Source organism: Streptomyces sp. NPDC007991, from assembly GCF_042958445.1.
Taxonomy (GTDB): Bacteria; Actinomycetota; Actinomycetes; order Streptomycetales; family Streptomycetaceae; genus Streptomyces.
This window is the reverse complement of sequence record NZ_JBIBJD010000023.1, coordinates 29,644-45,879: the sequence shown is the minus strand read 5'-3', so window position 1 is coordinate 45,879 and position 16,236 is coordinate 29,644. Positions and strand designations below refer to the sequence as shown.

At 70.2% G+C, this 16,236-nt stretch carries 15 protein-coding genes and 1 pseudogene; 4 read left to right on the top strand and 12 right to left on the bottom strand.

Annotation, left to right across the window (positions count from 1 at the left end):
* Positions 1-41: 41 nt before the first annotated feature.
* On the top strand, positions 42-893 hold the full coding sequence (locus ACFZDA_RS40240; RefSeq protein WP_391091304.1) for a CBS domain-containing protein: 852 nt from the start codon (positions 42-44) through the stop codon (positions 891-893).
* A gap of 26 nt (positions 894-919) precedes the next feature.
* On the opposite strand, the gene ACFZDA_RS40235 is transcribed toward ACFZDA_RS40240, so the two are convergent.
* The 11 genes and pseudogenes from ACFZDA_RS40235 to ACFZDA_RS40185 all read right to left on the bottom strand — a co-directional run bounded on the left by ACFZDA_RS40235 (position 920) and on the right by ACFZDA_RS40185 (position 12,570).
* Positions 920-1,546, bottom strand: a complete 627-nt coding sequence (locus ACFZDA_RS40235) for a hemerythrin domain-containing protein (RefSeq protein ID WP_391091302.1) — start codon at positions 1,544-1,546, stop codon at positions 920-922.
* A 10-nt stretch (positions 1,547-1,556) separates the two neighbouring features.
* Positions 1,557-1,808, bottom strand: a complete 252-nt coding sequence (locus ACFZDA_RS40230) for a phosphopantetheine-binding protein (protein WP_391091300.1) — start codon at positions 1,806-1,808, stop codon at positions 1,557-1,559.
* A gap of 2 nt (positions 1,809-1,810) precedes the next feature.
* Positions 1,811-3,292, bottom strand: a complete 1,482-nt coding sequence (locus ACFZDA_RS40225) for a 2-oxo acid dehydrogenase subunit E2 (RefSeq protein WP_391091298.1) — start codon at positions 3,290-3,292, stop codon at positions 1,811-1,813.
* Between the two features lie 2 nt (positions 3,293-3,294).
* Positions 3,295-4,290, bottom strand: a complete 996-nt coding sequence (locus ACFZDA_RS40220) for a pyruvate dehydrogenase complex E1 component subunit beta (RefSeq protein WP_391091296.1) — start codon at positions 4,288-4,290, stop codon at positions 3,295-3,297.
* A 2-nt stretch (positions 4,291-4,292) separates the two neighbouring features.
* Entirely contained in the window at positions 4,293-5,387 is a 1,095-nt protein-coding gene (pdhA, locus tag ACFZDA_RS40215) for a pyruvate dehydrogenase (acetyl-transferring) E1 component subunit alpha (protein ID WP_391091294.1), read from the bottom strand.
* The gene (gene acsA, locus ACFZDA_RS40210; protein ID WP_391091292.1) at positions 5,384-7,174 is read right to left on the bottom strand and encodes an acetate--CoA ligase; all 1,791 of its coding nucleotides are present in this window, start codon (positions 7,172-7,174) and stop codon (positions 5,384-5,386) included. The genes pdhA and acsA overlap by 4 nt, the downstream gene beginning before the upstream one ends.
* Positions 7,175-7,485: 311 nt before the next feature.
* Positions 7,486-7,730: pseudogene (locus tag ACFZDA_RS40205) on the bottom strand (alcohol dehydrogenase); the annotation flags it as partial.
* Between the two features lie 54 nt (positions 7,731-7,784).
* Positions 7,785-9,386 carry an FAD-dependent monooxygenase gene (locus ACFZDA_RS40200; protein WP_391091290.1) on the bottom strand — a complete coding sequence of 534 codons (1,602 nt, stop codon included), beginning with the start codon at positions 9,384-9,386 and terminating at the stop codon, positions 7,785-7,787.
* Positions 9,383-9,949, bottom strand: a complete 567-nt coding sequence (locus ACFZDA_RS40195; protein ID WP_391091288.1) for a hypothetical protein — start codon at positions 9,947-9,949, stop codon at positions 9,383-9,385. Before ACFZDA_RS40195 ends, ACFZDA_RS40200 begins: the two co-directional genes overlap by 4 nt.
* 175 nt (positions 9,950-10,124) lie before the next feature.
* On the bottom strand, positions 10,125-11,600 hold the full coding sequence (locus ACFZDA_RS40190; RefSeq protein ID WP_391091286.1) for an AAA family ATPase: 1,476 nt from the start codon (positions 11,598-11,600) through the stop codon (positions 10,125-10,127).
* A gap of 103 nt (positions 11,601-11,703) precedes the next feature.
* Positions 11,704-12,570 (bottom strand): universal stress protein, encoded by an 867-nt coding sequence (locus tag ACFZDA_RS40185; RefSeq protein ID WP_391091284.1) that lies wholly within the window; start codon positions 12,568-12,570, stop codon positions 11,704-11,706.
* 213 nt (positions 12,571-12,783) lie between these two features.
* On the opposite strand from ACFZDA_RS40185, the gene ACFZDA_RS40180 reads away from it, so the two are divergent.
* From ACFZDA_RS40180 to ACFZDA_RS40170, 3 genes are all read left to right on the top strand, one after another.
* Positions 12,784-13,602: a universal stress protein gene (locus ACFZDA_RS40180; protein ID WP_391091282.1), complete on the top strand. Its 819-nt coding sequence runs from the start codon at positions 12,784-12,786 to the stop codon at positions 13,600-13,602.
* Positions 13,603-13,802: 200 nt separating this feature from the next.
* A complete protein-coding gene (locus ACFZDA_RS40175) occupies positions 13,803-14,222 on the top strand; it encodes a CBS domain-containing protein (RefSeq protein ID WP_391091280.1) in 420 nt (139 codons plus the stop codon).
* Positions 14,223-14,488: 266 nt separating this feature from the next.
* Positions 14,489-15,121, top strand: coding sequence for an SDR family NAD(P)-dependent oxidoreductase (locus ACFZDA_RS40170; RefSeq protein ID WP_391091278.1), 633 nt, complete (start codon positions 14,489-14,491; stop codon positions 15,119-15,121).
* Here ACFZDA_RS40170 and ACFZDA_RS40165 read toward each other — a convergent pair.
* Complete coding sequence (locus tag ACFZDA_RS40165; protein ID WP_391091277.1) at positions 15,108-16,160, bottom strand: class I fructose-bisphosphate aldolase; 1,053 nt, start codon at positions 16,158-16,160, stop codon at positions 15,108-15,110. The genes ACFZDA_RS40170 and ACFZDA_RS40165 overlap by 14 nt on opposite strands.
* Positions 16,161-16,236: the final 76 nt, after the last annotated feature.

Genomic DNA, 16,236 nt, shown 5'->3' with positions numbered 1-16,236 from the left:
AGACTGACCGCGTAGGTGGACTGTGTCCCCAGGAGGCAGCCATGAGCGACTACAAACACAGCTCTGCGCGGAAGGAAGCCCGCCCGGGCCGCCCCTGGACACCCCAGGAGGAAACGCGCCAGGACGCGCTGCGCCGCTACCTCACGGCAGTCGCCGCCGCCGCGTCGGCGAGGAGCACCGAGGGGCCCGACACCGCTCCCGGCAGCGAGAAGACACAGCCTCCCGCCACGGCCGCACCCGAGCCGCCCGCCCGAGAACCGGCCATCCTCCGTGTGCGGGACGTCATGCAGGTACCGGCGGCCTCCGTCCCCGGTGACATGCCGTTCCTGGACGTGGCCCACACACTCGCCCGCGAGCAGGTGAGCGCCCTGCCGGTGGTCGACGCCGACGATCACGTGATCGGTGTCGTTTCGGAGTCCGATCTGCTGGCCAAGGCCGCCGTCATGGCGGAACCGCACCGGCACGGACCTGTCGGCAAGCTGCGGCAGCACCACCTCTACGAGAAGAGCCGCGGGGACACGGCAGCCACCTTGATGACCTTCCCGCCGGTCACCGTCCACCCGGCGCAGCGAGTGGCGGACGCAGCGTGGACCGCTGCCCACGCGCGGCTGAAGCGGCTCCCGGTGACCGACCGCCACGGCCGGCTCGTCGGTGTGGTGAGCCGACGCGACCTGCTGCGTGCCCTGATCCGTGACGACGCCGAGATCCGGGCCGAGGTCGAATCGCTGATCGGCCGGCATCTGCTGGATCCGCGTGCCGTCGGGGTCGCCGTGGAGAACGGCGTGGTGACCATGACGGGGAGGGTGGACAAGGCCGTTGCCCCCGAACTGCTTGCATCGGTGCGGGACATCGATGACGTGATCGATGTCGTCGACGACACGGAAGCGGTCTGAGCCGTGATCGTCCGGCTTGGCGGGTTTCACCGGTGGGGGTTGGAGTGGGCCAGCTCGGCGAGAAGCTGTTCGGTCTCCGAGGCGGTGAGCCGCTCTTCGAGTAGCGGCAGGTAGATCTCCTCTTCCTTCGCGAAGTGGACCTTGACCAGTGTGTACAGGCCGTACAGGACGCGTCGCAGTGCGGCCTGGCCTTCGCCGTTGAGCCCGTCCCGGCCCATCGCCTCCCGTAGTGTGCCCAGCTCACGCGCCAGTCGACCGACCTCGGCGTGCTCCCTGGACATGGTTGCGGTCGCTTCTGCGGCGCCCATCACTCGAGCGACCGCCGGGTACAGCACCCGCTCCTCGGCTTCGGCATGCGGGATGAGGTGATCGGCCAGGAAGAGCTGAAGGTCGGCGAGCGCGGTGCCGAGCGCCTCCGGCGTCGCTCGGCCCACGGTATCGGCGACCGTGCGCAGTGCTTCGATGTGTGGCAGCAGGTGCTCGTGCTCGTGGTGCAACTGCTGGGTCAGCGTGGTCACGATCTCCTCCTTGCTCGGCAGGGCTGTGGTGGTCGCCCCTGTCATCAGGCCGGGGAGCTCGACGGCTCGCGCCCCCCCGAGGCGCGGTCCGCTCAGGGCGGCGACGGCCACCTTCGTCGGCGGCTGGTCATCCATGGGGCGCACATCACTGCATGCGGGTGACGAGGAAGTCGGCGCTGCCGGACAGCGTGGTGAGCCGGGGCGTGTCCTCGTCCTCGATGCGGATGCCCGACCGTTCGCTGAGGACCTCAACAAAACTCAGGAAGTCCAGCGAGTCCATCTCGAGCACCTCGCGGAACCTGTCGTCGGGCGCCAGCGCGGCGACGTCGGCGTCGGCGTCGGGGATGACGGAGGAGATCGATTCCCTGACCATGTCCAGTGCGTCGGTTCTGTTCATGTTCACAGTTGCTCCGGGTTCTGCAGAAGGCGGGAGACCGCCGTGAGGTAGCGGGCACCGACGGCACCGTCTGTCGCCCGGTGGTCGGCCGAGAGTGTCGCCGTGACCGCGGGGCGCACGCCCAGCAGCCCGTCTACGGCACACGGCCGGTCGATGACCCGCCCGAACCCGACCAGGGCCACTTGCGGCGGGTAGATCACGCCGAAGACGGTCTCCACACCCTGGTCGCCCAGGTTGGTGACCGTGATCGTGGTGTCGGACACCTCGGAACCGCGCAGCCTGCCCGTGCGGGCCCGGCCGACCAGGTCCTTCAGGGCGGTCATCAGCTGCGGGAGTGCCAGGGTGTCGGCGTCGTGCAGAGCGGGGGCGACGAGCCCCCCGCCGCGCAGGGACACGGCCACGCCGAGGTGGACGCCCTCGCCTGCCGTGAAGTGGTCGTCGGTCCAGAAGCCGTTGAGGTCAGAGACCTCCCGGGCCGCCAGGGCCGCCGCCTTGAGTAGCAGCGCCGCGGGGAGCAGCCGTTCACCGACCGGGCTGCTCCGATTGTGCTCGTGCAGCCAGTCCATCGCGGCGGCCATGTCCACGGTGGTGGAGAGGTAGTAGTGCGGGATGTCCCGGTTGGCGCGGGTCATCAGGCCGGCGATCGCCTGGCGCATGGCTGCCGCCCGGTATTCGGACGGGGGCGCAGCAGAAGGCCGTGGAGCGGAAGAACGCGCCGTGGTGACGCCCACGGGTGCTGGTTCGGGTGGGGCCGACGGGCCGGGGACTGCCCGGCGTACGTCCACGGCACGCACGGCCGACTCCCTGCCCGTCCCCGTCACCGTGGCCAGGTCGACGCCCAGTTCGGCGGCGAGCCGCCGGGCGAAGGGAGTCGATCGCACGCGTGGCGGCCGAGCAGTGGCTCGGGCAGCCTCTTCCTCGACGTCGTACCGGGTGACGCGCCCACCGGGTCCGGAGCCGTGCAGCGTCTCCAGGTCGACGCCGCTGTGCTCCGCGAGGTGCCGGACCAGGGGCCCCGCCTCGATGTGGCCGCGCTGCCGAGCGTCGGACGGTACCGACGGCACCGGGACCGGGGCGGGTTCGGGTGGCGGGGTGGGGGCCTCGGAGGGCTCGACCTTCCTCGACACGTGGGGGACTGGTCCCTTCTCCGCCTTCTCGGCTTTCGTAGGGCCCTCGGGCCTCCTGGTCTCCCCTCCTTTCCGGCGTTTGTGCGGCTTCCCTGCCTCCTCCGTTTCCTGCGGCTTCCCCGCCGCCGGTCCGATCAAGGCGAGGGGAGTGCCCACAGGGACCGTCGTGCCCGGTTCGACGAGCAGCTCCGTCATGCTCCCCGTCTCGAAGCACTCCACCTCGATCGTCGACTTCGCGGTCTCGACGACTGCGACAGGATCGCCCTTGTGGACGAGGTCACCGGGCCCCACAAGCCACTCCAGGAGCGTGCCCTCGTCCATGTCGGCGCCCAGGGACGGCATGGTGAACTCGCCCATGATCAGTCCACCGCCCGGTGGGCCGCCGCGACGATGTCGGCGGTCTGCGGCAGGGCGGCCTCCTCCAGCCGCCGGGCGTACGGCATGGGCACCTCCGCGCTGCACACCCGCTCGACGGGCGCGTCCAGTTCGAAGAACGACTCCTCGGCGATGCGGGCGGAGACCTCCGCGGCGAGGCTGCCGGTACGCCAGCCCTCGTCGATGATCACCGCACGGTGGGTACGGGCCACGGACGCGGCGATGGTCACGCCGTCGAGAGGCCGCAGCGTGCGCAGGTCGATCACTTCCGCGCCGATGCCCTCGGCGGCCAGTTCGTCCGCCGCCGCGAGGGTCTTGGGCAGCGAACCGCCGTATGTGATCAGGGAGATGTCGGTGCCGGGCCGACGGATCGCGGCATGGTCCAGGTCCACGGGGGCGGTGTGCGGGAGGAGTTCGCCGGAGGCGTTGTAGAGGCTGCCGTGCTCGAAGATCAGTACGGGGTCGGGATCGGCGAGCGCGGGAGCCAGCATGTGGCGTGCGTCCTCGAGGGTGGCGGGGACGAGGACGCGGATGCCGGGGATGTGGGCGTACCAGCCCTCCAGACTGTGCGAGTGCTGAGCGGCGAGTTGCCGTCCGGCGCCCGTGGTCATGCGGATGACCAGCGGCACGGGCAGTTGGCCGCCCGACATGTGCAGCAGGGTGGCGGCGTTGTTGAGGATCTGGTCGAGGGCGAGCAGGCTGAAGTTGACGGTCATGATCTCGACGATCGGCCGCATCCCGGCCAGGGCGGCGCCGATGCCGGCGCCGACGAACGCGGACTCCGACAGCGGGGTGTCGCGGACGCGTTCGGGGCCGAACTCCTCCAGCAGTCCGAGACTGACGCCGAAGCATCCGCCGTACCGGCCCACGTCCTCGCCCATGAGGAAGACCCGGTCGTCGGCGCGCAGAGCCTCCCGGAGGGCCTCACGCAGCGCCTCCCGGTAGGTCGTCTTCGCTTCCTGCGTTCCGCCGGCGCCCATGGTCAACTCACCACTCCCGTCGACGCACTGGTGACGTGGCGGAGCAGGGTTTCGACCGGCTCCTCGGGTGCCTGTTCGGCTGCTTCCACGGCACGGTCGATCTCGGCGGTGATCTGTTGCTCGATTCGAGCGAGCTCCTTCTCGCCGGGTTCACCGTTGTCGCGCATGCGGTCCATCAGCCGGTTGATCGGGTCCCGGGACTTCCACTGCTCGATCTCCGCCTTGGCGCGGTAGCGGTCCGGGTCGTACATCGAGTGGGCACGGAAGCGGTAGGTGCGCAGCTCCAGGAAGTGCGGTCCGGTACCGGACCGTACGCCCTCGACCGCCCGTCGGGCGGCCTGCTCGACGGCCTCGACGTCCATGCCGTCCACGGCCCAGGCGGGCATGCCGTAGGAGGCGGCGCGCATCGCCAGGTCGGTCTGCGCGTGCTCCCGGGCGAGCGCGGTGCCCATGGCGTAGAGGTTGTTCTCACAGACGAGCAGCAGAGGCAGACTCCACAGCGCGGCAAGGTTCGCCGTCTCGTGGAACTCGCCCTCGGCGAAGGCTCCGTCGCCGAAGAAGCAGCAGGTGACCCGGGACTCTCCGCGCATTCGGTCGGCAAGTGCGAGTCCGGCGGCGAGCGGAAGCCCGCCGGCGACGATCGCGCTGCCCCCGTAGAAGCGGCGACTCGCGTCGAACAGGTGCATGGATCCGCCCCGGCCGCCGCTGCATCCAGTGGTCCTGCCGTACATCTCGGCCATGACTGCCTCGGCTGTGATGCCGCGCGCCAGGGCGTGCCCGTGTTCGCGGTAGGTGGAGACGACCGCGTCCTCGGGTGTCAGTGCCTCGTTGACGCCGACGGCGACAGCCTCCTCACCGATGTAGAGATGGACGAAGCCGCGGATCTCGGCGGCGCTGTACAGCTCGACGCACCGCTCCTCGAAGCGCCGGATACGCAGCATCGACTCCAGCAGGTCCATGCGGTGCCCGGTGCCCGGTCGGCCGGCCGGGAGCCCGGCACTCGCGTTCCGCTTGGGCGCCCCGGTCGTCGCCGTCTTCTTGCCGGACTTCGAAGGCGCCGGGTCCTTCCGTGTGCGGGTGGGGCGGGCCACGCTCATGCGGATCCCTCCAAGGTCGACAAGTCGCCCGTGGGCAAGCCGAGTTCACGTGCACGCAGCAGACGGCGCATCACCTTCCCGCTGCGGGTCTTGGGCAGGTTCTGGTCGAACGCGATTTCCCTGGGAGCTACGGCTGGCCCCAGCTTGCGGCGACCGAATGCCAGCAGCTCCCGCTGCAGGGTCTGGGTCGGCTCGACGCCGGGGCGCAGCGACACGAACGCCTTGACGACGTTCCCGGCGACCGGGTCGGGCCGTCCGATCACCCCGGCCTCGGCCACTGCCGGGTGCTCCATCAGCGCGCTCTCCACCTCGAAGGGGCCGATCAGATGCCCCGCCGACTTGATGACGTCGTCGCCGCGCCCCACGAACCAGTACCAGCCGTCCGCGTCCCGGCGGACCAGGTCACCGGTCAGATACCAGCCGTCAGCGAACGCGGCGTCGTAGCGTTCCTTGTCGTGCAGATAACCGCGGAACATCGACGGCCAGCCCGGCCGCAGCGCCAACTCGCCCTCGACATCAGGCCTCTGCACCTCCGTGACCCTGCCGCCGGCGACCCGCGCCCGGCCGTCCTCGCCCTGCTCCACCACAGTCGCCTCGACGCCGGGCAGCGGCCGCCCCATCGAGCCGGGCCGGATGTCGCAGGCCGCGAAGTTCGCGATCATGATGGAGCCGGTCTCCGTCTGCCACCAGTTGTCGTGTATCGGCAGGCCCAGCACGTCCCGGCCCCACACGACTGCTTCCGGGTTGAGCGGCTCGCCGACGGAGGCGATGAAGCGCAGGGCCGACAGGTCGTAGGAGTGGGGCAGGTCGTACGGGCCCTGGCGCGGGGTGGCGCGCATGAGCATCCGCAGGGCCGTAGGGGCCGTGTACCAGACGGTGACCCGCTCTTCGCCGAGGATCCGGTACCAGCGCCGGGCGTCGTAGTCGCCCTCGTCGACCACCAGCGTCACGCCGTGGACGAGCGGGGCGACGATCCCGTACGACATGCCGGTGACCCAGCCGGGGTCGGCGGTGCACCAGTACACGTCCTCGGGCTGCAGATCGAGGGCGTACGCGGCCGTGGCGTAATGCGCGACCACGGCCTCGTGGACATGGACCGCACCTTTCGGTGTGCCGGTGGTGCCGCTGGTGAAGTGCAGCAGCGCCATGTCGTCGGGCGAGGTCGGCGGGATGGCGAAGGTGTCCGGGGCTGCGGACATCAAGTCGTCGAAGGAGACCGTGCCGGGCAGCTCCTGCGCGCCGGGGCCGACGATCAGGACGTGTTTGAGGCTGGGAACGGACGCCCGGCGCTCGGCGACCTTGCGCCGGTACAGGGCCGCGGTGGTGACCAGGACCTGGGCGTCGCCGAGACGCAGCCGCTGCTCCACCGGGTCGGGGCCGAACGCGGAGAAGAGCGGGCAGACCACGCTGGTGTTCTTCAGCGCGCCCAGCACCGTGGTGTAGAGCTCGGGGCAGCGGCCCAGCAGCGTGAACACACGGTCCCCGTGGCTGACGCCGAGAGAGCGCAGGACGTTAGCGAAGCGGGATGTACGACGGGCCAGTTCCGCGTAGGTGACAGTCGAGACGGAATCATCCCGGGCCACGCACCGCAGCGCGACCTTGTCCGCGCGCTCCGAGGCCGCGTGCCGGTCGACCGCCTCGTGGGCCATGTTGAGCCCGCCGCCGGGCAGCCCGGCCAGTGCGGTGCGCGCCCGCGACCAGGTGAAGTCGGAGCGGGCCCGGTCGTAGTCGGTGAGACGGGGCGGGACGACCGGTGCGGTGTCCTTGTGGATCGTTTCCCAGTGCATGGATGCTCCTCCCGGCACCGCCCCCGATCTCCAGAGTCGCCGAGCCCCGCCCTTGCCGCATTTCGGCCGGAGGGCACGGACCGGTTGTGGCGCACTGCCGCCCGGCCGACGCTCATGGAGCCGGGGGCCGCCCGCTTCTTGCGGGCCCGAATTGCACGGTGCGCGGTTTCGCTCCGCTTCGCCGTGTCTCCTTGTGGCCCTCGGCTCAATTCCATGGGACCGCAGCTCGCCGACGGGTTGTAGGGCCGGACGGCCCCGACCGAGGGTCCGGCTGGCCCGGTCCAGACTCCTGCCGGCCACGTCCAGACGGTTCACTCGCGGTGCAACACGACTTTGAGGGCACCCGTGCCGGTGTCGTGTGCGAACACCTCGTAGGCGTCTTCCATCCGACCGATGCCGAAGCAGTGGGTGCCGGCTGCGAGACGTCCAGGCGTCCATAACTCATCAGCTCCAGCAGCCACGGTGTCGAGGACGTGTCCACGTGGCCCGTGCTGATCATCACGTTCTTGCGCCACAGTGCTTCGAGATGCATTGTGACCGGTTTGCCGTGCGTGCCGGGATCATCAGTCTGTCGGACTCCTCAGGGCCGTCGGGCTCCGTCGCCCGCCGTTCATGACCGGATGGGTGGGGGTGCTGCTGCGCCGATCAGTGACAGCCAGCCGGCCAGCCCGGCCGCGTCGATCCCGCATCGGAAGCCGACATGGCCGTCCGGGCGGACGGCCACCAGGCCCCGACCTGGGCTGTTCGTCAGCCGGAGGACATTTACGTGGGGACCGAGCACGGCGTCCGGCGGCGGGTCGGCGTCGCGCTGCAGTAGGAGGTGGACACCCGGGCGGGCCAGCACTTCGTGCAGCCGCCTGGGAGGTCCTCCGACGCTGACGGTTGCGTCCGGCAGGCGGTCGCCTGGGCGAGGAGCGCCCCGCAGGCGCGGTGTTCCCTCCACCGACAGGGGGCTGCGCCGGTAGTTGACCCGCAACTGGGAGATGACACGGATCGCCTCGGCGATGAGCCGTCGCTGCTCCAGGAGGACGGGTATGGCAGGGGTTGCGAGCGGAGCGGCCACCGCGCGCAGCCATGAGGGAATCCGGCCGGTCGACGCCTCTGCCCAGAACGCGGTGTGAGTGAGGAATATCCGTCGGTGGGCAGCGGGCCTGCGCTCTCTCTCATAGGAGTCGAGCAGCACGTCTGTGCCCAGCACGTCTGCGGACTCCCCGCTGAAGCGGCCCGCCGCGAAGCCGAGCTTCCAGCCGAGGTTGATCGCGTCCTGGATACCGGCGTTCATGCCCTGGCCGGTGGCCGGCGAGTAGTTGTGAGCCGCGTCCCCCGCGAGGAAGAGCCGCCCCTGGCGGAACCGCCGGGCGAGCGCACACTGCAGCGGCACCCGCGCGGACCACGCGAGGTGCCCGATACGTGCCTCAAGCTCCGCGTCGTTCAGGAGGCGCTGGACCTCGGCTCTCGGGACGGCGGCTCCGGGCTGGCCGAAGCTCTGCCCGGGTTCGCCGGTGGACGCCCGCGTGGCCAGCAGTCTCCAGGTGGCCTGCTCTCCGAGCGGGAAGAGGAACATCAGCCCTTGGCGCCCCGCGAAGACCTGGGCACCAGAAAGACCAGAAGGGCCGGAAGGTCCGGAGACGCCGTCGAGGTCGAGGTCGGCGAGGATCACCTCTGCGGCGTAGGGCCTGCCGTGCCACCCGATGCCGGCAAAGGCCCGCACGGTACTGGCCGGGCCGTCGCAGCCGACGATGAAAGGGCAGCGAATCTCCTCGATGCCGTGCTGCGATCGCAGCACGGCCCGCGCGCTGTGCCCGTCGTCGCGGACATTGATCAGTTCGGTTCCCCGTTCCACCGTCACCCCGCGGTCGGCGAGCGCCTGAGTCAGCACTGTTTCGACGTCCATCTGGCGCAGGAGTGACAGATGGGGGAACGCCGTGTCGGGCAGCGCGAGGTCCGCGAGCCTGGTTTCGACGACGCGGGAGCCGAGGTGCAGGTGGGCTGTCGGGGCGGTGTCCGCCCGCTCCAGGAGGGCGTCCGTGACGCCGAGTGGGCGCAGGACTTCCAGGCTGCGTGGATGCAGGATGAGCGCACGGGAGGGCCGGAACGGCTCGGGACGCCGCTCGACGACCCGGACCTGTGCTCCGTGGTCATGAGCCTGTAGCGCCAAGGTGAGGCCGGTCGTGCCGGCCCCGACGACCAGGATGTCCACCGCGGTCGTCACACCCCGGCCTGGACGCGCCACCATGCTGCGGCGTCGTGCGAAGCGAGGTCCTCGATCAGCCCGGGGTTTGCGATCACGTCGTCGCGGCGCAGACCGGGCAGCACGGTGTAGCTGATCGAGCCGGGCACGCTGACCAGCGCCAGAACCCGCCACAGGGAACGCGCGTAGTGCTCGGCCCGCTCCGGGCCGTCCCACTCGTATATGCCGCGATAGCGGTCGTGCTCGTCGTGGGCCAGCCACAGCTTCGAGGTGAAACCGGGAAAGCCGACGAACAGTGGCGTGTTCAGCAGGCTCTCCCTGCGGAACAGTGCGTGCGCGGGCCCGCGGACCAGGCGCAGCCGGAAGGTGACCACCAGCGTGCAGGGGTCCTTCGCCAAGCCGCTGCCGAGGTGGGTTTCCCGGTACACCCGGGCCGAGGTGCCGTCGGCGAAGCGCAGCCCCATTCCCACCCGTTCCTTCGGGAGGCGGATTCGGTGCCGCGTGAGCAGCGGGAAGGTGGTGAGGAAGCATGCGGCCACGGCTCGCCATGCCTCGCCAGGGGGAAGCGGTCTCTGTTCACCCATGGTGGCCTCCACCCGAAGAGCCGAAGTGAGCCTGCGATGCCCGGTTCTGCCCCGCCTGCCGGGCGCGGGTTCTGCCCGTACAACCACCATGAAGGAATGCGCCACGTCCCGCGAAACCTGGAGGCGCGCGCTGGCAGCCAACGGCCGCGCCCGGATAGGGGGCATGACCGCTTCTCTAGTCCGGCTCCATATAGGGGCGGCGGAAGACCGGTGCCTGGCCGGTGCCCCAGGGGCGTACGGCAGCCAGTGCCTGGGCGACCGCGGACTCGAGCGGACCGCTGGTGTCGACTGCGACGGCCTCAGGCCACGGCGGTTCCGTGGCCGCCATGGCGGCGGCGACGTCGAGGCCGGCATCGGATGTTCCGGGGGTGCGCGTGCTCAGGCGGGCCGCTGACACGTCGCCCGGCACATGGCAGTGCAGGGCCAGCAGGTCGGTGCTGGTGCGTTCGGCCATGCGCAGTGCCGCTTCTCGCTGTGCCGCGTCGGACCAGGTGGCGTCCAGGACGACGGACTCGCCGGAGGACAGCAGGGCGGCAGCGCGGTCGAGCAGGGTGGCGTAGGTCTGGGCCGTCGACTGGGGCGTGTACAGGCCCTCGCCGTAGGCGGCCGCCGCGGACTGCTCCGGGGGGATACCCGCCAGCTCCTTGCGGAGGCGGTCACTGCTGAGCAGTGTGACGCCCAGCCGGTCGGCCAGTGCCCCGGAGAGGGTGGACTTCCCACTGCCGGGGAGCCCGCCGACGAGTGTCAGGCCGACGGCCGAGGTGCGCAGATGGCGCAACGTTGTCGAGACCAGTCGTCGTGATGCCGTCTCCGCGCCCGGCGCGCCCTGTCGGGCCTGGATCAGGGAGACTTTGGCGCGGACGAAGGCGCGGTAGGCGACGTAGTGGTGCCACAGGGACGGGGGTGCGGGGTCGCCGGAGTACTCGCTGTACTGGGCGAGGAAGTACGCCGCGGCCTGCGGGGCGCCGAGCTCTTCCAGGTCCATGGCGAGGAAGGCGGCGTCGTCGAGGCCGTCGACATAGCGGAGATGGTCGTCGAACTCCAGGCAGTCCAGGATCCGTGGCCCGTCGTCGAGGCAGAAGATGTCCTCGGCGAGCAGGTCTCCGTGGCCGTCGACCACCCGTCCCTGGGCGACGCGGGAGTCGAACAACCGCTTGCGGCCGGCGAGATAGCGGCGTACCAGTTGCTCGACCTCCGCCATCCCGTCGGGCACGTGGCCGTCGTCGGCCAGCGCGCGGACCTGCGCGAAACTGGCCTCCCAACGCGATGACAGCGCGTCTCGCGTGCCTTGCTCGTCGATGTCCCGGCCGTGGGGCGCCTCCGCGTGCCACGTGGCGAGGTGCCGGGCGACGGCCCGCAGGACGTCGTCGACGGCGGCTGCTTCTCGTACCAGCCGGGACAGGCGGCGGCCCGCCGGCATGCGGCGCATCACCACGAGTGGTTCGGGCGTCTCGGCGTCGGGGCTGCGGATTTCGCCCAGGCCCAGGTAGACATCGGGGGCGAAGCGGCGGTTGAGAGCGACTTCGCGTTCGCACGCGGCCCGGCGAGCCGCGACCGTGGTGTAGTCCAGGAATCCCAGATCCACCGGCTTCTTGAGCTTGTAGGCGCGATCGCCGGCGAAGAACACGATCGCGGTGTGGGTCTCGCACACCTCCGCACGAGGCAGCGGCTCACCGTCGTGCCGGGCACTGCTTCGGAGCACTGACGCGTCGGCCCGGGGCACTGACCGGACCGACGTCACCTGCGAGCCGGGCTCAGTCATGAGGGACGACGGCGACGGGGCAGCGCCCGTGATGGATCGCGGCCTGGGCCACGGGGCCCAGGTGGGGCGGAAGTCCGTGCCGGTGTGCGTGCCGGCCGACGACCAGCAGCGCTGAGCCTTCGGCGGCCCGTACGACGGCCCTGGCGGGGCTGTCGAGGCGGATGCTGTCGTCCACGTCCACCTGCGGGTACTTCTCGCACCAGGGGCGGAGCGCCTTGCTCAGTTGCTTGTGCGCGTCCTGCGTCATCTCCTCGGTGATGTCGTGGTCCACGCCCCAGGGCACCCGCGCATGGAGCGGCACGCTTCGGCCGTGGACGGCCAGGAGGGGAACGCCTCTTGCCGCAGCGGTGCGGAAGGCGAAGTCGAGCAGGTCGTCGGAGGGTCCGTGCAGTCTCAGGGCCACGACCACACGGCTCGCGGGTGCCTGGGGTGGCCCCTCCCGGGCTTCGGCGCGGACCAGAACGACCGGCCGCTCGGCCCGTGCCACGACGGGCATGCTGACGTCGCCCAGGAAGTAGCTTTCGACGGGCTCCAGCCCCCGTGAACCGAGGACGATCATCTCGGACTCCGTCGCAGCTTGGAGCAGGGCGTTCTGGGCGTCTTCAGCGACCAGGTTGCCGACGATGGACAGGCCTGGGTGACGTGCTTGGAGCTCCGACCACGTGGTGTGCACGAGACGCTTCGCCCAGTAGTTCTGATCGACTTCCGAGGGGACGCGGGTCGGTTCGGGCGCCAGCAGTGGCCATGCGTGCAGCAGGCGCAGGGTGAGCTTGCGCTTCTCGGCCTCGTCGGCGGCCCAGCGGGCGGCGGCGAGGCTCTCGGGTGAGCCGTCGAGGCCCACGGTGACGGCTTGTTGCATGGCGGCGGCCTCCGTCTCGTACGAAGCTGGAAATGACGGGGATGACGGTGAACGAGTCCGGTCGAGTGCGTGGTCAAGTCAGGACGTCGCCGCCATGCCGAGCAGTGCGGTCTCTCATTCGAGGAGTACCCCAATCGCCTCAATAGCGCATTTCGGGCCTGTGGACGAGGGGGACGCGAGGAGCGGAATCCGGCACGAAAGGAGACAGGGACGGTGACGATTCCCTTGGTGGTCGGCATCGATGGGTCCGAGGCGAGCCTGGAGGCGGTGGACTGGGCCGCCGACGAGGCGGTCCGGCACGATGTGCCGCTCCACCTCCTGCACGCCGCAGCGCGGGACGACGAGAGGGTGGACGTGATCAGTGGTGCCTCGAAGCGTGCCAGGGCAGGGGCTCCCTCCGTGCGGCTGTCGAGCGAGGTGGTGCATGATGACGCGGCGGCCGCCCTGGTCGACAGGGGGCGCAACGCCTTCGCACTGGTGCTCGGGCCCAGGGGGCTCGGAGACCTCGCCGGGATGCTTCTGGGCTCGGTCAGCCTGGCCGTGGCCGCTCGCGCCGACTGCCCGGTGGTCGTCGTGCGTGGTGGGGCGGAGCACCGAGGCAGCCAATTCGGGGACATCGTCGTCGGCGTCGAGGACGGGGAGGGCAGCGGCACGGCCGTGCAGTTCGCGTACCGCGAGGCCCATGTGCGGCGCTGCCGGCTGGTGGCGGTGCACGCCTGGAGTGTCCCGGTCGGGACCCCTATGCCTCCGGGCCTGTCCGGATACACCCTCGAAGCCCTTCAGCGCCCGCCGGCGCAAGTTCTCGCGGAGGCGCTGCACGACCCTGCGGACCGGTATGAGGACGTGCCGGTGAGCAGCGAGGTGGTCGAAGCCCCGGCGCGGCGGGCACTGCTGAAAGCCGCGGCCGGCGCTGATCTGCTCGTTGTCGGCGCCCGCAGGCGGCACGGGCACATCGGCCTGCAGTTGGGTCTGGTCAACCACGCGGTGCTGCATCACGCGCCGTGCCCGATCGCGGTTGTTCCGCAGACGTGACCGGTGAGGGGTACAGGTCCCCGTGACCGGGCTCTGCCGACCTTGGAAGGCGATGAGGTAATCGGTGACGTGGTCGCCCCTGCTCCGGCATGCGCACGGGAGGCGAGGAACTCACACTGGACTGAGGGAGTACAGGCCGGGGGCGGGCCAGACCCCATCGGCTCTCCCCGCGCAGCGGCGACGCTCGAAGGGAGACGACCATGACCACTGCCCGGGAGATCATGCACTCCGGTGCCATGTGCATCCAGGAGAACGAGACGCTGGAGGCCGCGGCACGCAGGATGAAGGAGCTGGATGTCGGAGCCCTCCCGATCTGCGGGGAGGACGACCGTCTCCACGGGATCATCACCGACCGCGACATCGTGGTGAAGTGCCTGGCCAAGGGCAAGGACCCCAGAACCGTGCCCGCGGGCCAGCTCGAGCAGGGCAAGCCGGTCACGATCGACGCCGACGCCGACGCAGGCCAGGTGCTCCGGGCCATGGAAGAGCACAAAATCCGACGGCTGCCGGTCATCGACGACCATCGCCTCGTCGGCATGATCAGCGAGGGCGACCTCGCACGCCATCTCTCCGAGGATCAGGTGGGGCATTTCGTCGAGGTCATCTGCGCGGCCCCCTGACCGACTGTCGGCCGTCGGCCCGCGACTGTGTGGCCGGACGTGTCATGCCGCGGGCGCGGCCGATCCGCTCTTACGGATCTTCGTCGAGGCATGGGTCCAGGAGGAGGCCGCGGCCGTGGTCATCGCCGACGTCCTCGACGCGGAGGGAGAGGAACTGGCGGCGGAACTCGGCGGCCCGGCCCGCTATGCGCACCTGGACGTCACTACCGAGGACAACTGGCAGACGGTGGTGGCGGAGACGGGAGCGGGAACTGGGCCCTGTCTCGGTGCTGGTCAACAACGCCGGGATCATCGAGTGGGGGACCATTGAGGAGCAGAGCCTCGAATCCTTCCGGCGGGTCATCGACGTCAACCTCCAGGGCGCCTGGCTGGGTATCCATACGGCGGCACCGTCGCTTCGCCGGGCCGGCGGAGGCGCGATCGTGAACGTCTCTTCGATCGCCGGGATCACCGGCTACGCCGGCATCGGAGGGTATGTGGCCAGCAAGTGGGCACTGCGCGGGCTGACCAAGGCCGCGGCTCTGGAACTGGCCCCGGACGGCATCCGTGTCTGTTCGGTCCACCCGGGCGCGGTGCGCACCGCGATGACGGCCGGCTTCGACGACTCCTTCACCGCCGGACAGCCGCTCCCACGCTTCGGTGAGCCCGGGGAGGTCGCCCGTATGGTGCTTGCTGTTCATCGCCGCCGACGCCACCTTCTCGACCGGCGTGGAGTTGGCGATGTCACCAACGGTGTGCTGCTCTGCAGCCAGTCGGGCGGGACGTGCTCGCGGTCCGCGGGGAGCAGCCGTCACTCGCGCCGTCGCTCGGTGTGTCCATGGGACCGGGGGCGCGACCGGTCCGCGCCGAAGGAGCAACGCCCCCGGATGTCATCGACGGCGGCGGTCAGGCCACGGTGATGCTCTCGTCGAGATACACGTCCTGGACGGCGTGGAGGAGTTCGACGCCCTCGCTGGTGGGACGCTGGAAGGCTTTGCGGCCGGTGATGAGGCCGGTGCCTCCGGCTCGCTTGTTGATCACCGCCGTCCGTACGGCCTGGGCGAGGTCCCCTTTGCCGACCGATGCGCCGCCGCTGTTGATCAGTCCGACCCGGCCCATGTAGCAGTTGGCCACCTGCCAGCGGGTGAGGTCGATCGGGTGGTCCGTGGTGAGCGTGCCGTACAGGAGCTTGTCGGTCCTGCCGAAGCCCAGCGCGGTGTAGCCGCCGTTGTTCTCCGGCTGCTTCTGTTTGACGATGTCGGCCTCGATGGTCACACCGAGGTGGTTGGCCTGTCCGGTGAGGTCGGCCGACACCGAGTAGTCCACGCCGTCCTTCTTGAACGCCGAATTGCGCAGGTAGCACCACACGACGGTGAACATGCCCAGTTCGTGAGCCCGCGCGAAGACCTCGCTGACTTCCTGCAGCTGGCGGTCCGACTGCTCCGAGCCGAAATAGACCGTGGCGCCCACGCCGGCCGCGCCGAGTTCGAAGCACTGCTCGACGTTGCCGAACATGATCTGGTCGTAGTGGTTCGGGTAGGTCAGCAGTTCGTTGTGGTTGAGCTTGACGATGAAGGGGATCTTGTGTGCGTAGCGCCGCGAGACGGCCCCGAGCACACCGAGGGTGCTGGCGACCGCGTTGCAGCCGCCCTCGACGGCGAGCTCGACGATGTTCCCAGGGTCGAGGTAACGGGGGTTCGAGGCGAACGCCGACGCCGCGGAGTGCTCTATGCCCTGGTCCACCGGCAGGATCGATACGTATCCCGTGCCGGCCAGACGGCCGTGGTCGAAAAGGGACTGCATGTTGCGCAGCACCCGGGGCGAACGGTCGGTCGCGGACACGGTGCGGTCGACGAAGTCAGGACCCGGCAGTACCAGGTCGTCGTTGGGGATCCCCTGGGCGGTATAGGTCAGCAGGTCCATGGCCTCGTCGCCCAGCAAGCCTTGGATGTCGGTCATCGGCTCGCCTCTCCGGTCGTTCGGAATGCCGAGGGGCGCGACCCGGGTTCCCGCAACTGCCAGGCCCATGTAAGCC